The following is an 18,441-nucleotide window of genomic DNA, read 5'->3' on the forward strand; positions in this document are numbered from 1 at the left end:
TAAGTACTCTTATATTATTTTACAAAAATAATATAAGAGAAAACAATTGTATTCTAAATGAGACCCTATCAAAGTCTATTTTGAATAGTTATTTTGACTTTAAAATTTACATTTTATACCCCCACTCTGTTAAAAATGACTAACTTTACGGCTAATTGTGAAATCAATATAATAAAATGAGTGCAGATATCAATAAACTAGAACAAATTGCATCACAAGTAAGACGTGACATCGTACGTATGGTACATGCTTGTCAATCTGGCCACCCAGGTGGTTCATTAGGTTGTACGGATTACTTTGTAGCCCTTTATTTCAATACGATGAAACATAATCCATCTTTCAATATGGATGGCATCGGAGAAGATTTATTTTTCTTATCAAATGGTCACATTTCACCAGTTTTTTACAGTACCCTTGCTCGTGCAGGATACTTTGAAGTAAGTGAGTTGGCAACTTTTAGAAAAATCAACACTCGTCTTCAAGGGCACCCGACAACTCACGATAACCTTCCTGGTATTCGTATTGCATCTGGTTCATTAGGTCAGGGACTTTCTGCTGGAATTGGTGCTGCTCAAGCAAAAAAATTAAACAAAGATTCAAACCTTGTTTATGTTTTAATGGGAGATGGCGAATTGCAAGAAGGTCAGGTTTGGGAAGCAGCAATGTATGCTCCTCATAATAAAATTGACAATCTAATTGCAACAGTTGATTACAACCGTGCTCAAATAGATGGTTCTACAGATCAAGTACTTTCTTTAGGAGATCTTCGTGCTAAATGGGAAGCTTTCGGTTGGGATGTATTAGAAGTAGAAAAAGGTAATGATATGGCTTCTGTAGTTGCTGGTCTTGAAGAAGCTAAAGCTCATACAGGAAAGGGAAAACCCGTAATTATATTATTGCATACTGAAATGGGGAACGGTGTTGACTTCATGATGGGATCTCACAAATGGCATGGAGTAGCTCCTAACAATGACCAATTAGCTTCTGCTTTAGGTCAATTAACAGAAACTTTAGGCGATTATTAATTTTTAGATAATAGATATTAGCCATTAGATTTTAGAAATTTTGATAAGATCTAAATACTATCTCCTAATATCTAAATACTAGTAAACAATGAAAAAATATACTTTCACAGAATCAAAAGATACCCGTTCAGGATTTGGAGCTGGATTATTAGAAGCAGGTAAACAAAACGAAAATGTTGTTGCTTTATGTGCTGACTTAATCGGGTCATTAAAAATGAACGATTTTATAAACGAATTTCCAGATCGTTTTTTCCAAATTGGCATTGCTGAGGCTAACATGATGGGAATTGCTGCTGGTTTGACAATTGGTGGTAAAGTTCCATTTACTGGTACTTTCGCTAACTTTTCAACAGGTCGTGTATACGATCAAATTCGTCAATCAATCGCCTACTCTAATAAAAATGTTAAAATAGCAGCTTCACACGCTGGTTTAACTTTAGGAGAAGATGGCGCTACTCACCAAATCCTAGAAGATATTGGTTTGATGAAAATGTTACCTGGAATGACAGTGATTAATCCATGCGATTACAATCAAACTAAAGCTGCAACTATTGCTGTTGCAAAACATGAGGGACCTGTATATTTACGTTTTGGTCGTCCGGTAGTTCCAAATTTCACGCCTGCTGATCAAGAATTTGTAATTGGAAAAGCAATTACATTGAATGAAGGTACTGATGTAACAATTATTGCAACAGGACATTTAGTATGGGAAGCTATCCAAGCTGGTGAGCAATTAGCAGCATTAGGAATTGATGCTGAAATCATCAATATCCATACGATTAAACCATTGGATGAAGAAGCAATCCTAAAGTCAGTAGCTAAAACGAAATGTGTTGTTACTGCTGAGGAGCACAATCGTTTAGGTGGATTGGGTGATAGTGTTGCGCAAGTATTAGCTAAAAACTTACCAAGCCCGCAAGAATTTGTAGCTGTAGATGATAGCTTTGGTGAATCAGGTACTCCTGCTCAATTAATGGAAAAATATGGCTTGAATGCTGCTGCAATTGTTGCTGCTGTTCAACGCGTTATTAACAGAAAATAAATCAAAAATCACAGAGTCAATATATGGAAGATGCTTTAATTATTTCAAAATTTGCGAACGAAGCTACTCGCGAAGAAGCATTTAATCATCTGCTTACGAAATACCAGCAAAAAATCTATTGGCATGTGAGAAGAATGGTCATTGATCATGATGACGCGGATGACGTTGTTCAAGACATTTTTATCAAAGTCTGGCGCAATTTGGCAAATTTCCGTGAAGACTCTCAATTGTATACGTGGCTTTATCGCATCGCGACCAATGAGTGTATTACATTCTTAAATAAGAAAAAACTTAAGCAGAACATATCGTTAGATGACGATAGTTCTGCTTATTTAGCAGACTCTTTATCTAGCGGTAGCTATTTCAGTGGTGATAAAGCACAAATGAAATTACAACAAGCTTTATTAACCTTACCAGAAAAACAAAAACTTGTCTTCAACATGAAGTACTTCGATGATATGAAATATGATGAAATATCTGAAGTATTGGGAACTAGTGTTGGGGCTTTAAAAGCATCGTATCATTTAGCCGTAAAAAAAATAGAAGCTTTTTTTCATAACAACGATTAAACCTTTTGGGATTTAGGTACTCTAAAGATTACTATGAAGGAAAATAACACATATCATGAAGGAATGGATGCACCTAATCTTCCCAATTCATTACGTGTAAATCCCTTTGACACGCCTGAGAACTATTTTAAGGATTTAAATACGTCTTTAATGTCTCAAGTCAAATTGGAGCTACCATGTAAGGAAAAAGAAGCTTTTGATATTCCTGCTGGTTATTTTGATAAACTTCAAGAAAATATCACCTCTAAAATATCTTCCGAAAATTTAAAGGAAAAAGTTCAAAGTGATGGCTTCAGCCACCCACATAATTATTTTTTTCATTTGCAAAATGATATTTCATCTAAAATATCAGAAGATAATTTAAAATCTAAAGTGACACATGATGGATTTGATATTCCACCTTCGTACTTCAACGATTTTAATACACAAATCGCCGCTAACATAATAGAGGACAATTTAAAACAGATAGTTGAACGAGATGGTTTTGAGGTTCCTAAGACTTATTTTGATAATTTAACAGCTAAAATCACGAAGTCAATTCATGTTGATTCTACTTTAAATCTTCCTAAAGAAGCGACTATTCGTTCTATAAAAAATAAAACTTCTTGGAATAAATATGCCGTAGCAGCATCTTTAGTTGCTACATTAGGAATTGGAAGTTATTTTGGAATCCAAAATAAGAATTCATTACAAGATCAAAACAATCTAACTCATGTCTCCGATCAGGAAATCATTAATTATCTAGCACAAACTGGGAATAGCGATGATTTACTTTATGTTGCTAAATACATAGATGATGCAGATATCGACATGCTAGGCACGAATGGTGTAATAAAGAACGAAGATATAGAGGATTACCTTAAATATACGTTATAATGATGTCAAAAATTAAGAATATACTTATTGTATTGTGCTTTTGTATTATAGGTTTTTCATCAACTTATGCACAAGACAATGCTCGATTTCAAATGATTGAAAATGAAAAAGTAGCTTTTATTACGCGCGAATTGAATCTAACTCGAAAAGAAGCACAAGACTTTTTCCCCATTTACAATGAATATTCTAGGGAAATGTGGACTGTAAAAAAAGCCAAAACAGGTAATACCCCTAAAAAGAACAGCTTACGAGGTAGCTCTCGTGATGTCATTGCTTATGATGCTAAAGAATTAGATATAAAGAAAAATTATCGGGGAAAATTCTCAAAAGTAATAGGAGCCGCACGATCTTCTCAATTCTTTCAAGTAGAACAAGAATTCCGAGAATATTTGATCAAATCGCTAAATAAACGGAAAAAATAATTATTAATACGTACATAGAAAGAAGTCCAAAAGACTTCTTCTTTTTTTTAAAACAACGATAAGATGTTAAGTAACCGCGAACTTTTTTTGCTAAATACGGCTCAAACTTCCAATTCTCCTAGAATGATTGAAATTGCAAAAGCGGAGGGAGTTTATTTATATGGGCCAAATGGCGAAGAATATATGGATTTAGTATCTGGATTCAATGTAAGTAATATAGGGCATAGAAATCCAAAAGTTATTCAAGCAATCCAAAAACAACTTGAAAAATATTTACATGTTACTGTATACGGAGAGTTTGTACAAGCACCGCAGGTAGAGTTTGCTACTGATTTATTAGCGATACTTCCCAAACACTTTCAATCTGTCTATTTTACGAACTCTGGAGCCGAAGCTGTGGAGGGAAGTATGAAAGTTGCTAAGCGCTTTACAGGTAGAAGACAAATTATAGCTGCTAAAAAAGCTTATCACGGCAGTACACAGGGAGCGCTAAGTCTTATTGGTAATGAACAATATCATAGTGCATATGCCCCACTACTACCAGAAATAGAATTTATAACATTTAATGATGTTTCAGATCTAAAGCTAATAACAGAAAAAACTGCGGCAGTAATTATTGAGGCTATTCAAGGTGAAGCTGGTGTACGTGTACCTGATGTTGACTATATGCAAGCATTACGAAAACGCTGCGATGAAACAGGAACATTATTAATCTTCGATGAGATTCAAACCGGTTTTGGAAGAACAGGAAAGTTATTCGCTTTCGAACATTATGGTATGGTACCAGACATCTTGATGCTTGCCAAAGGTATTGGAGGTGGTATGCCTTTGGGTGCATTTGTAGCTTCTAAAGAAGTTATGGATGTAATTAAAGACAATCCCATGCTAGGCCATATCACTACATTTGGAGGGCATCCCGTCAGTTGTGCTGCTGCAAAAGCATCACTGGAGGTCATATTAGAAAATAAATTAGTAGAACAAGTAGCTGAAAAAGAACAACTATTTAAAAGTCTATTAAAACACTCTAAAATCAAAGAAATTAGAGGAAAAGGACTCATGATGTGTCTCCAACTTGAAAATTTTGATCAAGTATATAATGTAAGTAATTATTGTGCACAACAAGGGATCATGATTGATTGGTATCTCCACTGCGAAACAGCATTGCGAGTAGCACCTCCTTTGACCATATCAAATGAAGAAATTGAGAAGGCTTGCAAAATTATCCTAGCAGGTATAGAAAAATATGCTTAGTTTTTTTTATATTTAGTTTCCTAACGAAGAGCTAAATATGAAAACAAATCGCAGATCATTTATTACAAAAACTATTATTGGCGCTAGTTTACTAACTAACGCCAATTTGCTTACTGCTCAGGCAGAAACGCTAGCCGGTTTAAAAAAATCGAAGAAAATAAACATAACACCAAATGACGTCATCTTATTTCAAGGTGATTCCATCACCGACAATGGTCGAGATAGAAATAATAAAAATGTCAATGATAACGGCGCCCTTGGCTATGGTTATGCCAATCTAGCTGCCGCCAGTTTATTAGAGAAGTTTGCCAGTAAAAATATCAAGATATACAATCGAGGCATCAGTGGAAATCGAATACCTGATCTCCAAAACAGATGGCAGGAAGATACTATTGACCTCAAACCTACAATTTTGAGCATTCTGATTGGCGTAAATGATTTTTGGCGTACTAAAGATAGTAATGCAATTAATACACCTGAACAATTCAAAAAACAATATCAGACATTAATACAACAAACATTAGAGAAATTACCAAATGTGAAACTGATTATTGGTGAACCATTTGGGGTGAAAAATGTTAACCATGTAAAGGACGATTGGTTTCCTGAATTCGCAGGATATCAAGCAGCCTGTGTAGATATATCAAAAGAATTTGACACAGCTTTAATTCCATACCAATCTATTTTTGATCAAGCTGAGCGTGATGCTCCTGGATCCTACTGGACAACAGATGGGGTACATACGACCTTGGCTGGAGCGAGCCTAATGGCAAAGGGTTGGTTAGATATCATAAAATAGAAAAGGCGCCTTTAAGCGCCTTTTCTATTTTATGATACCATACTATTTTTATATTACCTCTTTATAAGGTATCCTTTGCAAATTGGGTAAAAAATAGGCAACTACACCTATTAATGGTAGATATGAACAAATATGATAGATAAATTCAATTGAGGTATGGTCAGCCTGCCAACCTAACAATGCTGAACCTAAGCCTCCCATTCCAAATGCAAAACCATAGAATAATCCAGAAACCATTCCTAATTTTTTAGGTAATAATTCTTGCGCATAAACGATAATTGCGGGGAATGCTGATGATAAAATTAAACCGATAATAACCACCAAAACTCCAGTCATCGTATAATCGGCATAAGGTAAAAATAAAGCAAAGGGTGCTACACCCAATACTGAAAACCAAATGACATACTTTCTTCCAAAGCGGTCGCCAAAAATACCTCCCAATAATGTTCCTGCAGCTACCGCAATCAAAAAGTAAAATAAATATACTTGTGCTTGAATTTCTGTTATACCGAATTTTTCCATTGTATAAAATTGAAAGTAATTCGTAATACTTGCGATATAAAAATACTTCGATATAATTAACAACATCAATATAAAAACGGTCATATACACGCGGGTGTCAGATAAATCAGGTATTCTAACTGTGGACTTTGAATTTTGGCTTCTATTTTTAAGTTTTTCACTGTACCAATTCCCTATATAATACGAAACAATTTGTCCAACTATACCAATTGCACAAAACCAAACAATAGAAGACTGCCCCCTTGGCAACACCAAATAAGCAACAAGAATAGGTGCTAAAGCAGTTCCTGCATTACCGCCGATTTGAAAGATTGACTGAGCCATACTACGTTTACCACCTGAAGCCAAATAAGCTACTCTAGAGGATTCTGGATGAAATATAGACGAACCGATACCAACTAGAAATACAGCGCACAAAATCATCGCATAACTTGGTGCATAGGAAAATAAAGCCATGCCAGCTATAGAGAAGCTCATACCAATAATCTGCGAGTATGGAACTGGTTTCCGATCAGTGTATGCGCCCACCACAGGTTGAAAGATTGATGCAGCTATTTGATAAACAAGTGTAATAATACCAATTTGAGAAAAGCTCAGCTGATGTTCTTCTTTCAATAGGGGATAAACTGATGGAATAACCCCTTGGATTAAATCGTTTAATAAATGTGCAAAACTAACTGCAAGTAAAATTGAAAATTCTGGCCTGATTTTATTTTTTTGTTCTTCCATAAGCATAAAGAAGAGGTTACTGTACGCAGCAACCTCTTCTATTTATTTTAAATAACTCTTACTAATAATCCTTTTAAGTACTCTCCTTCCGGAAAAGATGCCCTTACTGGGTGATCATCGGGTTGATGAAACTGTTTGATAAACTGTATTTCTTTACCAGCATCCAGCGCAGCCCATGCCAGAACCTGCTTAAAGGTATCGATATCCATTGCTCCAGAACAGGAAAATGTTGCTAACAGACCCCCTGATTCCAAGAGCATAAGACCTCTCCTATTTAAATCCTTATAGGCACGAGAAGCACGTTCTAAAGATGATCTGGAAGGTGCATATTTCGGTGGATCTAAAATTATTACATCGAATTTTTCATTGCCTTCAGCAAAAATTTTCAGTTGCTTATTGACATCTGACTGGATTGCGGTATAGTTTGTTGTATCATAGCCATTCAAAATCATGTTACGATTGAGTGTTTCGATGGCCAATGCCGAACTATCCACAGATGTTACACTTGCAGCACCTCCTCGGAACGCGTTTAAAGTGAAACCACCTGAATAACAAAAGCAATCCAAAACCTTTTTACCTTTTACATAATGAGCCGTTAAAGCCCTGTTTTCACGTTGATCACAATAGAACCCTGATTTTTGACCATCTACAATATTTACTTGATATCGAATACCATTTTCAACAATCTCAACAAATTCGGGAGGAGTTTCACCAAAAATAACACCGTTAGTATCCGGTAAGCCTTCATATTCACGAGACTTAAGGTCAGACCTCTCATAGATGCCTTTAGGGCTTAATAATTTATTAAGTTCGTCTATTACAACATTCTTAATCTTCTCCACCCCTGCTGCGTGCACTTGTATAGAGATATAATCGGCATATTTATCAACGATTAAGCCCGGTACAAAATCAGCCTCAGCAAAAATCAATCTAGCTGTATCATTCTCTCCTGCAACCAACAAATGACGGCGAGCTTCAACAGCTTTTTGAATCCTTGTCCTCCACCATTGGTCATCAATTTGCTGATCCGGATGCCACTCTAATAAACGAACAGCAACACGAGATGAATCGTGAAAAAGGCCAAAGGCTATAAACTCATTTTCTGCATTAAAAACAGTAACGACATCCCCATTTTCAGGTGCACCGTCTATACGCTTTATTGCACCAGAAAAAATCCAAGGATGAAGCTGCCAAGCTGCTTTATCTTTTCCTTTATTCAGAATAATTTTTTTCATCGACACAAAAGTACAGGTTTTTCGATGATTTGAATAACTTCTTGTATGCTTAATTTATCCGTGTACTTTCGAGGTTAACTTTTGTAGGTATTAATTGAGATCAAATAATACAATCGGTTCATTTTAATGAACCGATTGTATTATTTATTAGCAATCAAATAGTTTTTGAATGCATCAAATTCAGCAGGTAATACCACAACATCCTTCGTTTTATGTTGAAGTTGTTCTACACCTTCAGGCAACTTGATTTTTTTGAAAACCTCTTCTAAAATTGCATCCGGGAATTTACAAGGATGGGCAGTGGATAAGAAAATCGAACCATAAGACCCAGGATGTTCACCTCTATACGCCTGAGAAACCCAACCATGCAATTGCCGTATGTGGGCAAGCAATATAGTGATAAGTATGATGTAACTGCTCCATAGCAGCCTTTGTTTGCTTATCAGTATAGCTGTAAGAGGTAATCATCCTATTCAGGTTTTCTAAATTATTCTCAAATAGATCCCGAATTCGAACCCAATTACTTGGGTCTCCAACATCCATTGCATTTGCTAGTGTTTGTATAGATGGTTTGGGTTCATATAATCCATTCCTAAGAAAACGAGGAACAGTATCATTTGCATTAGTAGCTGCAACAAATTGTTCTACAGGAAGTCCCATTTTATATGCCAGTAATCCTGCTCCAATATTACCAAAATTACCACTGGGAACGGTAAAAACAACACGATCGATTCCCTGTGCTTTTAGTTGTGCGTATGCGTAGAAATAATAGAATGTCTGTGGAATCAATCGGGCAATATTAATAGAATTAGCAGATGTAAGTCTAAGACATCCATTGAGCTCCTGGTCATTAAAAGCACGCTTAACTAAAGCCTGACAATCATCGAAAGTACCGTCAACCTCAATTGCTCTTATATTTCGACCATTTGTTGTTAATTGTAATTCCTGAATCTCAGAAACTTTACCCTTAGGATATAAGATCGTTACGCGAGTACCCTCAACACCTAAAAATCCAGAAGCTACCGCCCCCCCCGTATCGCCCGAAGTTGCGACTAAAACATCTAGTAAAGCATCATCAGAAGTAGAAAAATAAGCCATTACCCGACTCATAAATCGTGCTCCAAAATCCTTGAAGGCATAAGAAGGCCCATGAAATAATTCTAAAACGCCTGTATCTGCACTTAAGAATTTAACCGGAGCATTAAAGCTAATCGCATCTTCAATTATATTTTTTAATGCATCAGAAGGTATATCATCCTCAATAAAAGTTTGAGCAATTCTAAATGCTATTTCCTGAATTGAATATTGTTGAATATTTTTTATAAAATAAGGATCCAATTGAGGTATCACTTCTGGCATATAAAGACCTTTATCTGCAGGTAAGGAGTTGAAAACCGCTTCTTTAAATGATACACGTAGTGCTTTATTATTGGTACTATAAAATTTCATAATAATTCTAATTTAATACTTTAGGTCCTTGAATATTTACACCAGATACGTAACCAAAACTCTCTATGTCAGCCAAACCAAGATGAGCTTGAATCTTGTCCACAATTTGTTTAGCCTTATCGCGATCTCTCGTAAAAGCCACCACCGAAGGTCCAGATCCAGAAATACCAAAACTTAATGCCCCATTTTCCAAAGCGATTTGTTTCATCTCATAAAACTGAGGTATTAAAATCGCACGAGTAGGTTCTATGAGCACGTCTTTCATACTTCTAGCAATCAAGTCATAATCTTCTTTAAATAAACCGGCCACTAATCCTGCAATATTTCCCCATTGTATAACTGCATCTTTTAACAATATTTTCTCTTTGATTAATTGCCTTGCATCTCGCGTAGGTACATCTACCTGTGGAAATACAACAGCTGCAATTAGTTCCTGAGGAACGGGCAGCGGAATCAAATCCAAAGGATCGTTCCCTCTTATTAAGGTGATGCCTCCAAATAACGAAGGAGCTACATTGTCTGCATGACCATGTCCACAAGCAAGACGTTCCCCTTCTACACAAAAGGGAAGTAATTCATCTTTGGATAACGGATCTCCCAACATTTTATTGATGGCATATAATCCTGCAACCGTACTGGCTGCACTGGAACCTAACCCCGATCCAATCGGCATATGTTTATGCAATTCAATCTCGACTCCCACCTGATCTTGCAGGTCCAAATGTTGTAATAAAAATTGAACACAAGCGGATACTGTATTTTGATTGGTATCTAGGGGAAGTCGTCCATCGTCGCCAGTTATTTTAGTAATAACAACACCTGGCTTATTTGTTTTACGCATGACGACCTCATCACCTGGTTCTTCTAGAGCAAACCCTAAGATATCAAAGCCACAAATCATATTCGCGACTGTCGCAGGAGCAAAGACTCGAACTTCAGCCAGCATAGTATCAACGTTTATTTTTTTCTTCAAGTATGAAGTATTCATAATCAATATTTTGAAACTGTTGTTTATAACAACAGCTGTGGTGAAACTTTAATTACGCGCCAACATTTACTAAATCAGCAAAAACCCCCGCAGCCGTTACTTCTGCTCCTGCGCCAGGACCTTTGACAACCAATGGTCTTTCTTTATAACGTTGTGTCGTGAACGAAATAATATTATCACTTCCAGACAGGGCATAGAAAGGATGTTGACTATCGACCAATTGAACCGAAATAGATACCACACCATCCTCCAATTTTCCGATATAACGAATGACTTTATTCTCAACACGAGCTCTTTCTTTTAGCGATTCAAAATAATCATTCTCATTTCTCAATTCCTCATAAAAATTCTCAACAGAATTTGCATTCAAACAAGATTCAGGTAAAATAGCTCCTAAATTTACATCTTCAGATTCGATAGCATACCCTGCATCTCGTGCTAAAATCAGCATCTTACGCATAAAATCAACACCCCCTAAATCATCCCTTGGATCAGGTTCTGTATACCCCAAACCCTGAGCCTCCTTGACTACATCATAAAAAGAAGCCTCATCTTTAAAATTATTAAAGATGTAAGAAATTGTACCAGAAAGAATAGCCTCAATTTTCACTATTCGATCTCCGCTTAACATCAGATCTTTTAAAACACGGACAATTGGAAGTCCAGCACCCACATTTGTTTCATAAAAAAAATCTACACCATGCTTGTGAGCCGTTTCACGTAAGACCTTATATTGTTCGTATCGCCCTGAATTGGCAATTTTATTGCAGGTGACGATAGAGATATTAGCTTTAAAAATTCCTTCATAATAAGTAGCTGGAAGTCGACTAGCTGTATTGTCAATAAAGACACAATTAGGAAGATTAAATCCTTTCATACGCTCTATGAATACAGACAGATCAGCATCTTCACCTTGCTCTAATAGTTCTGTATCCCAATTTGCCAAATCAACGCCATCCAATTTGAATAACATTTTTTTACTGTTTGAAATACCAACAACTTTAATATCGAGATCATTATTCTTCAATAAGAAATCATATTGATTATCCAATTGTTTAAATAACGTAGAGCCGATATTACCAGTACCCAAATTAAAAACATGTAATGTTTTCTTAAGCTCTGCAAAAAATGCATCATGTACTGCATTCAGCGCCTTTGACAAATCATTTTTATTAATAATAACAGAAATATTATATTCTGAAGACCCTTGTGCTATTGCTCGCACATTGATACCATTACGCCCTAACGAAGAAAATAATCTTCCTGACATCCCCGGTGTCTTTTTCATATTCTCGCCAACAATAGCAAGGACAGATAAGTTATTCTCTATTTCAGGTTGGATTAATTTATTCGCCTGTAGCTCCAATTCAAATTCATTTTCAATCAAAGTTTTAGCACGTAAAGCATCTTCCGGGTTTACAGCAAAAGTAATACTATGCTCAGAAGAAGATTGAGTAATTAAAACAACGTTAATCTGCTCTCTTGCCAACAGCGTAAATAAACGACCACTAAACCCCGATTTGCCGATCATACCTGAGCCACTCAAATTAATAATTGCTATTTCCGCTATCGAAGAAATACCCTTAATCGGCAACGATGTCTTACCACTCTCAAATTGAATAAAAGTTCCGGCAAAGTCGGGTTCAAAAGTATTACGAATAACAATTGGTATTTTTTTCAAAAATGCAGGTATCATCGTTGGCGGATAAATTACCTTTGCACCGAAGTAGGACAATTCCATAGCCTCCGTATAGGAAAGAAACCGGCAATGAGAACGCTTTTTTAACAATACGAGGATCCGCTGTCAACATACCGTTTACATCAGTCCATATTTCGATAGCAGAGGCATTCAGGACAGACCCAAAAATAGCTGCTGTATAATCCGAGCCTCCTCTACCTAAGGTGGTAATACGACCTTTTTCATTTGACGCAATAAATCCAGTAACGAATAACAGCTGATCACTATTTGTTAAATACAAAGAATTAATAAGTTGCTCTGTCAGAACATCATTGACATGAGCATGTCCAAACTGTGAATCTGTTTTAATATAATGTGAAGCATCTACGAACATAGAGGTCTGTATATGTTGCTCCGAAATTTTTGAAATCATAAAAGCAGAGCAACGTTCACCATAACTCACGATTAAATCCTTGCTTTGTTCACTCAATTCTCTCAATGCAAAGATTCCTTGTAACAATTCTTCTATTTCATTAAAGAATAGCTTCAACTTTGTGAACACCGGATTCTGATATTTAACCGTGATTAATGCTTTAATCACGTCGAAATGCTTGACCTCAATTAATGAGAGTTCTTCATGAAATGACTTTCCTTCGGAGGCATCCACAGCCATTTTTGTAAGTAAGTTGGTCACACCAGACATAGCAGATAGAACAACCAATGGCTGCTCTCCTGAATCGTACGATTTCTTAACGATATCAAGTACTGCTTTGATACTTTCCGCAGACCCTACCGACGTTCCTCCAAATTTTAAAATTTTCATAATTATAATTACTGTTTAGTTTTTGTTTTTATGCATAAAAAAAACGCCTTCACTCAGAGAGGAAGGCGTTTTCGAAATATCTTGTCTACATTTCTATACAACGAAACTACCTCCTCCTAAGTTTTATCCCGGTGGTAATAATAATCGATGTAATAATTGTAGTATTTTTCATTATTCTTTGCTTTACTTCCGTAAATATAATACAATATTTAACAAGTATCAAAACAAAATAATGTTTTATTTGACATTTATTAATAAAAGTGCCTTTTGGGTATCAATTACACATTTTCAAGTTCCTAAACTTAAAATATTTTTGTAACTTAAAATTGACAGCATATTTTTAATCAATAAATTGCATTTCAATAAATAAAGTGTTAAAAACGTTAAAAGTTCGTTAAATACTTGTTACCTTTTTTGCAAAGTAAGATGAGTTGTATTATATTCGCAACAGTGATGTCCAAAATAGTTGACATCCCATCAATAAAAGTAAAGAATAAGTTAAAGTTGTACATAAAAGCGATTTAATGAAAACAAAGAAAATATTAGCTTCAATGCTATTTATAGGCTTATGTCTAGTGTCGCAGGCACAATCAACGAAAACCCAATCTAAACCGGAATCTGACCCGGACAATCTCGCCAAAGAATACTTCTCACAAATCATGGGAGTTGCAGTATCAGCAACTACAAATACAAAATTATATCAATTTGTTTACGAATGGTTAGGAACTCCTTATCGCTTAGGTGGTGACTCAAAAAGAGGTATTGATTGTTCGAAATTCTCTTTAGAATTATACGACAAAGTATTTAATACGACGTTGGGTTATAATAGTCGTAATCAATATTCACAAATTAAGACTGTTAAAAAAGATGAATTAAAAGCAGGTGATTTGGTGTTTTTCAAGATTAGAAGTAAAAGTATTACACATGTTGGAGTTTATATCGGAGATAACAAATTCGCTCATGCTTCTTCAAGTAAAGGCGTTATGATCAGCAATTTAGGAGAAGCCTATTGGAGACGTTATTATTATGACGGAGGTAGACTTCCTGATGATAACAAATCACTTACAGCCGATATATTAAATGCTGAAAATTCAGGGAAATTCAATTAAAATTGAATTTTATCAAGATAAGATAATGTCCGAATGTTCATGCATTCGGACATTTTTTTTGCAAAGATTTTAGTACTTTTACCGTAAATAAATTTATTACCATTATGTCGTCAAAGAAAACGCTCATATTAGATAAAGAACAAATAAAGCAAAAATCAATACGCATAGCCTATCAGATTTTAGAAGATAATTTTGAAGAAGATACATTAGTATTGGTTGGCATAGCTGATAGAGGATATGTTTTTGCACAACGCTTACAGAAGATATTGGCAGAAATATCAGATAAAAATATTGAGCTTTTAAAAGTAACGATGAACAAAACCAGTCGCTCCTTAAAGGCGGAGACAGACTATCCTATTGAAACTGTAAAAAATAAAACGTTAATATTAGTGGACGACGTATTAAATAGCGGAAGAACACTAGCCTATGGTCTAGGAGTATTTTTAAACGTCCCTATTAAAAAAATGAGAACAGCTGTACTTATTGATAGAAGCCACCCGAAATTTCCAATCGTAAGCGATTATTATGGGTTAAAGCTATCTACTATACTAAAAGAGCATGTAGAGGTTAACCTTGAAGGATTCGAAGCAGAGGATGATGCTGCCTGGTTAGTTTAGTGACTATGCTATCATATATAAAAGGCAAGCGTCCAGCTATATAAATAATAGCTGGACGCTTGCCTTTTATAGAGTCTTTTATAGTTAACCTTTATTAATCTTCAATTTCATACCAGGTTTCAATCTCGAATGCGACAAATTATTATCAGCTTTCAATTTTAATAATGAAATTCCCTTATTACTTGCAATACCAGAAAGCGTATCCCCCTTTTTCACTGTATATACCGAAAAATTTGATTTCTTTGCTGAAGAAGCATTTGTTTTTTGAGCCAACCTATTGTTTACACCACCGCTTTTGACGAGCAATGAAGAAACCTACTCTAACATTTGAATTTTTTAGATTATTCCAAGCTTTAAGGTTTTGAACACTAACATTATATTTTTTTGCAATAAAAGCTAGATTCTCACCCTTTCTCACTTGATGTTTTTTAGCGGCGCTAAGTTGGCCACTAACGCGAATATCATCATTAGCTGTTTCAACGATTTGAATAGGTTTTTCTACGGCTGTATTTAAAGCGAGATAAAGCTGCTCCCTGTTGATATCTTCGATTAATTCTGGAATAATTAAGCGCCGGTGAGATTCATCTGAACCATTGACGATACCTTTTTTATAGGCAGGATTTAATAATTTCAAACTTTCTTCTGAAACATCAATTGCTTTAGCCACTTCTGATATTGAAACAAACTTATCAATTTCTAAAACTTGCGTATTTAATGCCAGATCACTCTCTTTTGCTTCTATTCCATTATCTTGTGCATATCCTAATGTATAAGTCATTGCGATATAAGCTGGAATATAATTTCTAGTTTCTTTAGGTAAAAAAGGTGCAACTTCCCAAAATGAAGGTTGAATTTTCCCAGATCTTAAAATGGCACGCTTAACCCCACCTTTTCCACAATTATAGGAGGCAATCGCTAATAACCAATCTCCAAATTCAGCGTAAGCTTCCTTCATATATTTAGCAGCAGCATAACTAGAAGCTATAGGATCTTTACGCTCATCAACGTAATTATCCATCGTTAAGTCATACATCTTTGCTGTTCCATACATGAACTGCCATGGTCCTGTAGCCCCTACCCTTGACACATCATGCGGATTTAAAGCCGATTCAATGATTGAAAGATATTTTATCTCTTTAGGTACACCTACCTCGGATAGAATACGTTCATAAAGCGGAAAATAATACTGCGCCAAACCTAACATACGAGACATGTGCCCCGCATAATTTTTAGAACTGTAAAGGTCTATATATTTACGAACATACTGGTTATAGTCTAACGGTACTTCGCGTGCTAAAGCATTCAATTTTCTAACAACATGGACATCATCGATATCAAAGACTACTCCCTCGACATCCTGTTCACCAGCGTTCACGAATTTAATACTATCAAGCTGTTGTAAAATAGCCGCCTTCTCACGATCAAGACTCGCTAAAATAATCGCTTGTGTAGAATTCCTCATCTCATCAATAGAGCTTTCTTGTGCAAACAAACAAAAAGTACTGAGTGCAAAACTTATTGCTAATAGAGTCTTCTTTCTTTCAATCATCTTTTTTAATTATGGTTGACAAATAGACCTAAAAAATATAGGTCTAGATTATGTATGTTACAAGAACATAACTTTTTACAATATTGGGAATTGTAGAAAATGAAATAAGATTTTACTGCTCGTAAAATCTTATTTCTAAAATAACAATTGAGACTATTTATTCTCCGTTGTTTTTTCTTTAGTATCCTCTGTAGAATCCTCTTTCTGCCCGTCTTTGAATTCTTTTACACCTTTACCTAATCCACGCATCAATTCAGGAATTTTTTTACCGCCAAATAATAATAATAATATTACAACGATTATAATTAATTCCTGACCTCCAATACCCATTATTAATAACCCTGATGTCAACATAACTTATAATTTACTGTTTTTCAATATTCATTTAAGTATATACACTTATACCTTAATAACAAATGTACATAATAATTTTTATTTCTATATTTTTTTAATTCGCTAACCATGATTGCGGATTCATCGGAATTTGTCCTTGCCAAATCTGAAAATCCAACACCGGTGCATCCAAATCTGGATCATTTGCAACGGTTCCGATTGCTTGTCCTGCCGAAACTTTCTGTCCTTTAGATACATTAAAACTAGCTAAATTACTATAAACCGAGAAGAATTCACCGTGAGAAATAATAATTACTTTAAGACCGTTAAGCGTCAATGTACTGGTAACAGTTCCTGAAAACACGGCTTTCACACCAGCTCCACTACTTGTCTGCAATTTTAATGATTCGTGACTCACAGAAACATTCCGCCCCGTTTTATCGGTACCAAAACTTTGTAATATTTTCGCATTCGATACTGGCCATGGTAATCGTCCACGATTTGATCTAAAGTCTGCAGAAAGACGTGCAGCTTCTGGTGTAGCACGCAATACTTCAGAATCTGATTTTCTTGCAGTAGACTTAGTTGCTTCCTTAGGCGCCTCTTTCGTATCATTTTTCTTAGCACTTCGTGCTGCAGCAGCTTCCGCTGCTCTACGTGCCGCTTCTTGCCTTCTTCGTTCAGCCTCAATCTCTCGCTTAATAATCGCTTGAATAGCCGACCTCAACTTACGTTCTTCTTTTTGTTTTTGCGTAATATCACTTTTCACACCTTTTTCGGTCGTTATTAAAGAACTGAGTTCTTTAGAGAAAACTGCACGTTGCTCTGCAATCGTTTTTTTCTCTTGTTCTTGTTCATTTAATAATTGCTTATGTTTATTACGGTCAGCTTGTAATTGTGCTATTTTTTGTTCTATTTGTTTTTTAGTCCCCTCTATTTCACTTGCCTTTAATTTCCGAGAATCATTGAATTGTTGTAAATATTTCACTCGACGGAATCCTTGATTAAAATCTTTTGAAGCAAAAATAAACATGAGCTTATTATAAGCATTACGATTACGGAAGGCAAACATGACCATCTTTTCATAATCGTTACGCATTTTCTCCAATTCAGCTTTTAATTTATCAACAGCATTTGTGTTGGCATTAATCTGGCGATTAATTAAACTTAGTTCCGTGCTAATCGTTGATATTTTCTCTTGCCTCAAATTAATTTGACTACTCAACGCACTTACCTGCTTTTGAGTCAATAATTTCTCAGTTGTCGTTTCTTTTAGCGTTTTTTGCAACTCCGCGATTTCACGATTTATTTTCTCCCGTTTTTTCTCAAGCTCAGCTCTAGTTTGCGAAAAACCGACCCCCAGCATCAAAAAAAACGCAATTATACTTAGTGTTGTTCTTTTAAAATTCATCTATAGTAATCTTT

At 35.5% G+C, this 18,441-nt stretch carries 16 protein-coding genes and 2 pseudogenes; 9 read left to right on the plus strand and 9 right to left on the minus strand.

From position 1 onward, the window contains the following. The first annotated feature begins 176 nt into the window (after window positions 1–176). The 7 genes from ACFX5U_RS17410 to ACFX5U_RS17440 all read left to right on the plus strand — a co-directional run bounded on the left by ACFX5U_RS17410 (window position 177) and on the right by ACFX5U_RS17440 (window position 5,984). Entirely contained in the window at window positions 177–1,025 is an 849-nt protein-coding gene (locus tag ACFX5U_RS17410) for a transketolase (RefSeq protein ID WP_038700541.1), read from the plus strand. A gap of 88 nt (window positions 1,026–1,113) precedes the next feature. Beyond that, window positions 1,114–2,067, plus strand: coding sequence for a transketolase family protein (locus tag ACFX5U_RS17415; RefSeq protein WP_038700543.1), 954 nt, complete (start codon window positions 1,114–1,116; stop codon window positions 2,065–2,067). Between the two features lie 23 nt (window positions 2,068–2,090). Further along, window positions 2,091–2,636, plus strand: coding sequence for an RNA polymerase sigma factor (locus tag ACFX5U_RS17420; protein WP_038700546.1), 546 nt, complete (start codon window positions 2,091–2,093; stop codon window positions 2,634–2,636). Between the two features lie 33 nt (window positions 2,637–2,669). Next, the gene (locus tag ACFX5U_RS17425) at window positions 2,670–3,512 is read left to right on the plus strand and encodes a hypothetical protein (protein ID WP_400261595.1); all 843 of its coding nucleotides are present in this window, start codon (window positions 2,670–2,672) and stop codon (window positions 3,510–3,512) included. Then, window positions 3,512–3,934 carry a hypothetical protein gene (locus ACFX5U_RS17430; RefSeq protein WP_280565685.1) on the plus strand — a complete coding sequence of 141 codons (423 nt, stop codon included), beginning with the start codon at window positions 3,512–3,514 and terminating at the stop codon, window positions 3,932–3,934. The genes ACFX5U_RS17425 and ACFX5U_RS17430 overlap by 1 nt, the downstream gene beginning before the upstream one ends. Window positions 3,935–3,997: 63 nt before the next feature. After that, entirely contained in the window at window positions 3,998–5,185 is a 1,188-nt protein-coding gene (locus ACFX5U_RS17435) for an aspartate aminotransferase family protein (RefSeq protein WP_038700551.1), read from the plus strand. Between the two features lie 37 nt (window positions 5,186–5,222). After that, window positions 5,223–5,984 (plus strand): SGNH/GDSL hydrolase family protein, encoded by a 762-nt coding sequence (locus ACFX5U_RS17440; protein WP_280565683.1) that lies wholly within the window; start codon window positions 5,223–5,225, stop codon window positions 5,982–5,984. A 48-nt stretch (window positions 5,985–6,032) separates the two neighbouring features. Here ACFX5U_RS17440 and ACFX5U_RS17445 read toward each other — a convergent pair whose 3' ends face one another. From ACFX5U_RS17445 to thrA, 5 genes and pseudogenes are all read right to left on the minus strand, one after another. Further along, a complete protein-coding gene (locus tag ACFX5U_RS17445) occupies window positions 6,033–7,235 on the minus strand; it encodes an MFS transporter (protein ID WP_316929677.1) in 1,203 nt (400 codons plus the stop codon). A gap of 47 nt (window positions 7,236–7,282) precedes the next feature. Continuing rightward, on the minus strand, window positions 7,283–8,470 hold the full coding sequence (locus ACFX5U_RS17450) for a class I SAM-dependent rRNA methyltransferase (RefSeq protein ID WP_280565681.1): 1,188 nt from the start codon (window positions 8,468–8,470) through the stop codon (window positions 7,283–7,285). A 140-nt stretch (window positions 8,471–8,610) separates the two neighbouring features. Further along, a pseudogene (thrC, locus tag ACFX5U_RS17455) lies at window positions 8,611–9,919 on the minus strand (threonine synthase). Between the two features lie 7 nt (window positions 9,920–9,926). Then, window positions 9,927–10,907 carry a homoserine kinase gene (locus tag ACFX5U_RS17460; RefSeq protein ID WP_051960030.1) on the minus strand — a complete coding sequence of 327 codons (981 nt, stop codon included), beginning with the start codon at window positions 10,905–10,907 and terminating at the stop codon, window positions 9,927–9,929. A gap of 52 nt (window positions 10,908–10,959) precedes the next feature. Continuing rightward, window positions 10,960–13,408 (minus strand): annotated as a pseudogene (gene thrA, locus ACFX5U_RS17465) (bifunctional aspartate kinase/homoserine dehydrogenase I). A 524-nt stretch (window positions 13,409–13,932) separates the two neighbouring features. On the opposite strand from thrA, the gene ACFX5U_RS17470 reads away from it, so the two are divergent. Together ACFX5U_RS17470 and ACFX5U_RS17475 are read left to right on the plus strand one after the other, a co-directional pair. Then, entirely contained in the window at window positions 13,933–14,517 is a 585-nt protein-coding gene (locus ACFX5U_RS17470; protein ID WP_400261596.1) for a C40 family peptidase, read from the plus strand. A gap of 104 nt (window positions 14,518–14,621) precedes the next feature. After that, on the plus strand, window positions 14,622–15,134 hold the full coding sequence (locus ACFX5U_RS17475; protein ID WP_038700567.1) for a phosphoribosyltransferase family protein: 513 nt from the start codon (window positions 14,622–14,624) through the stop codon (window positions 15,132–15,134). Window positions 15,135–15,218: 84 nt separating this feature from the next. On the opposite strand, the gene ACFX5U_RS17480 is transcribed toward ACFX5U_RS17475, so the two are convergent. The 4 genes from ACFX5U_RS17480 to ACFX5U_RS17495 form a co-directional block, all read right to left on the minus strand. Next, window positions 15,219–15,407, minus strand: coding sequence for a LysM peptidoglycan-binding domain-containing protein (locus ACFX5U_RS17480; RefSeq protein WP_400261597.1), 189 nt, complete (start codon window positions 15,405–15,407; stop codon window positions 15,219–15,221). 1 nt (window position 15,408) lies between these two features. Beyond that, window positions 15,409–16,683, minus strand: a complete 1,275-nt coding sequence (locus ACFX5U_RS17485; RefSeq protein ID WP_400261598.1) for a transglycosylase SLT domain-containing protein — start codon at window positions 16,681–16,683, stop codon at window positions 15,409–15,411. 153 nt (window positions 16,684–16,836) lie between these two features. After that, entirely contained in the window at window positions 16,837–17,037 is a 201-nt protein-coding gene (locus ACFX5U_RS17490; RefSeq protein WP_038700571.1) for a twin-arginine translocase TatA/TatE family subunit, read from the minus strand. Window positions 17,038–17,131: 94 nt separating this feature from the next. Then, complete coding sequence (locus ACFX5U_RS17495; protein ID WP_038700573.1) at window positions 17,132–18,427, minus strand: murein hydrolase activator EnvC; 1,296 nt, start codon at window positions 18,425–18,427, stop codon at window positions 17,132–17,134. Window positions 18,428–18,441: the final 14 nt, after the last annotated feature.

Origin of the sequence: Sphingobacterium sp. SG20118 (genome assembly GCF_044740685.1) — a bacterium.
Classification (GTDB): domain Bacteria; phylum Bacteroidota; class Bacteroidia; order Sphingobacteriales; family Sphingobacteriaceae; genus Sphingobacterium.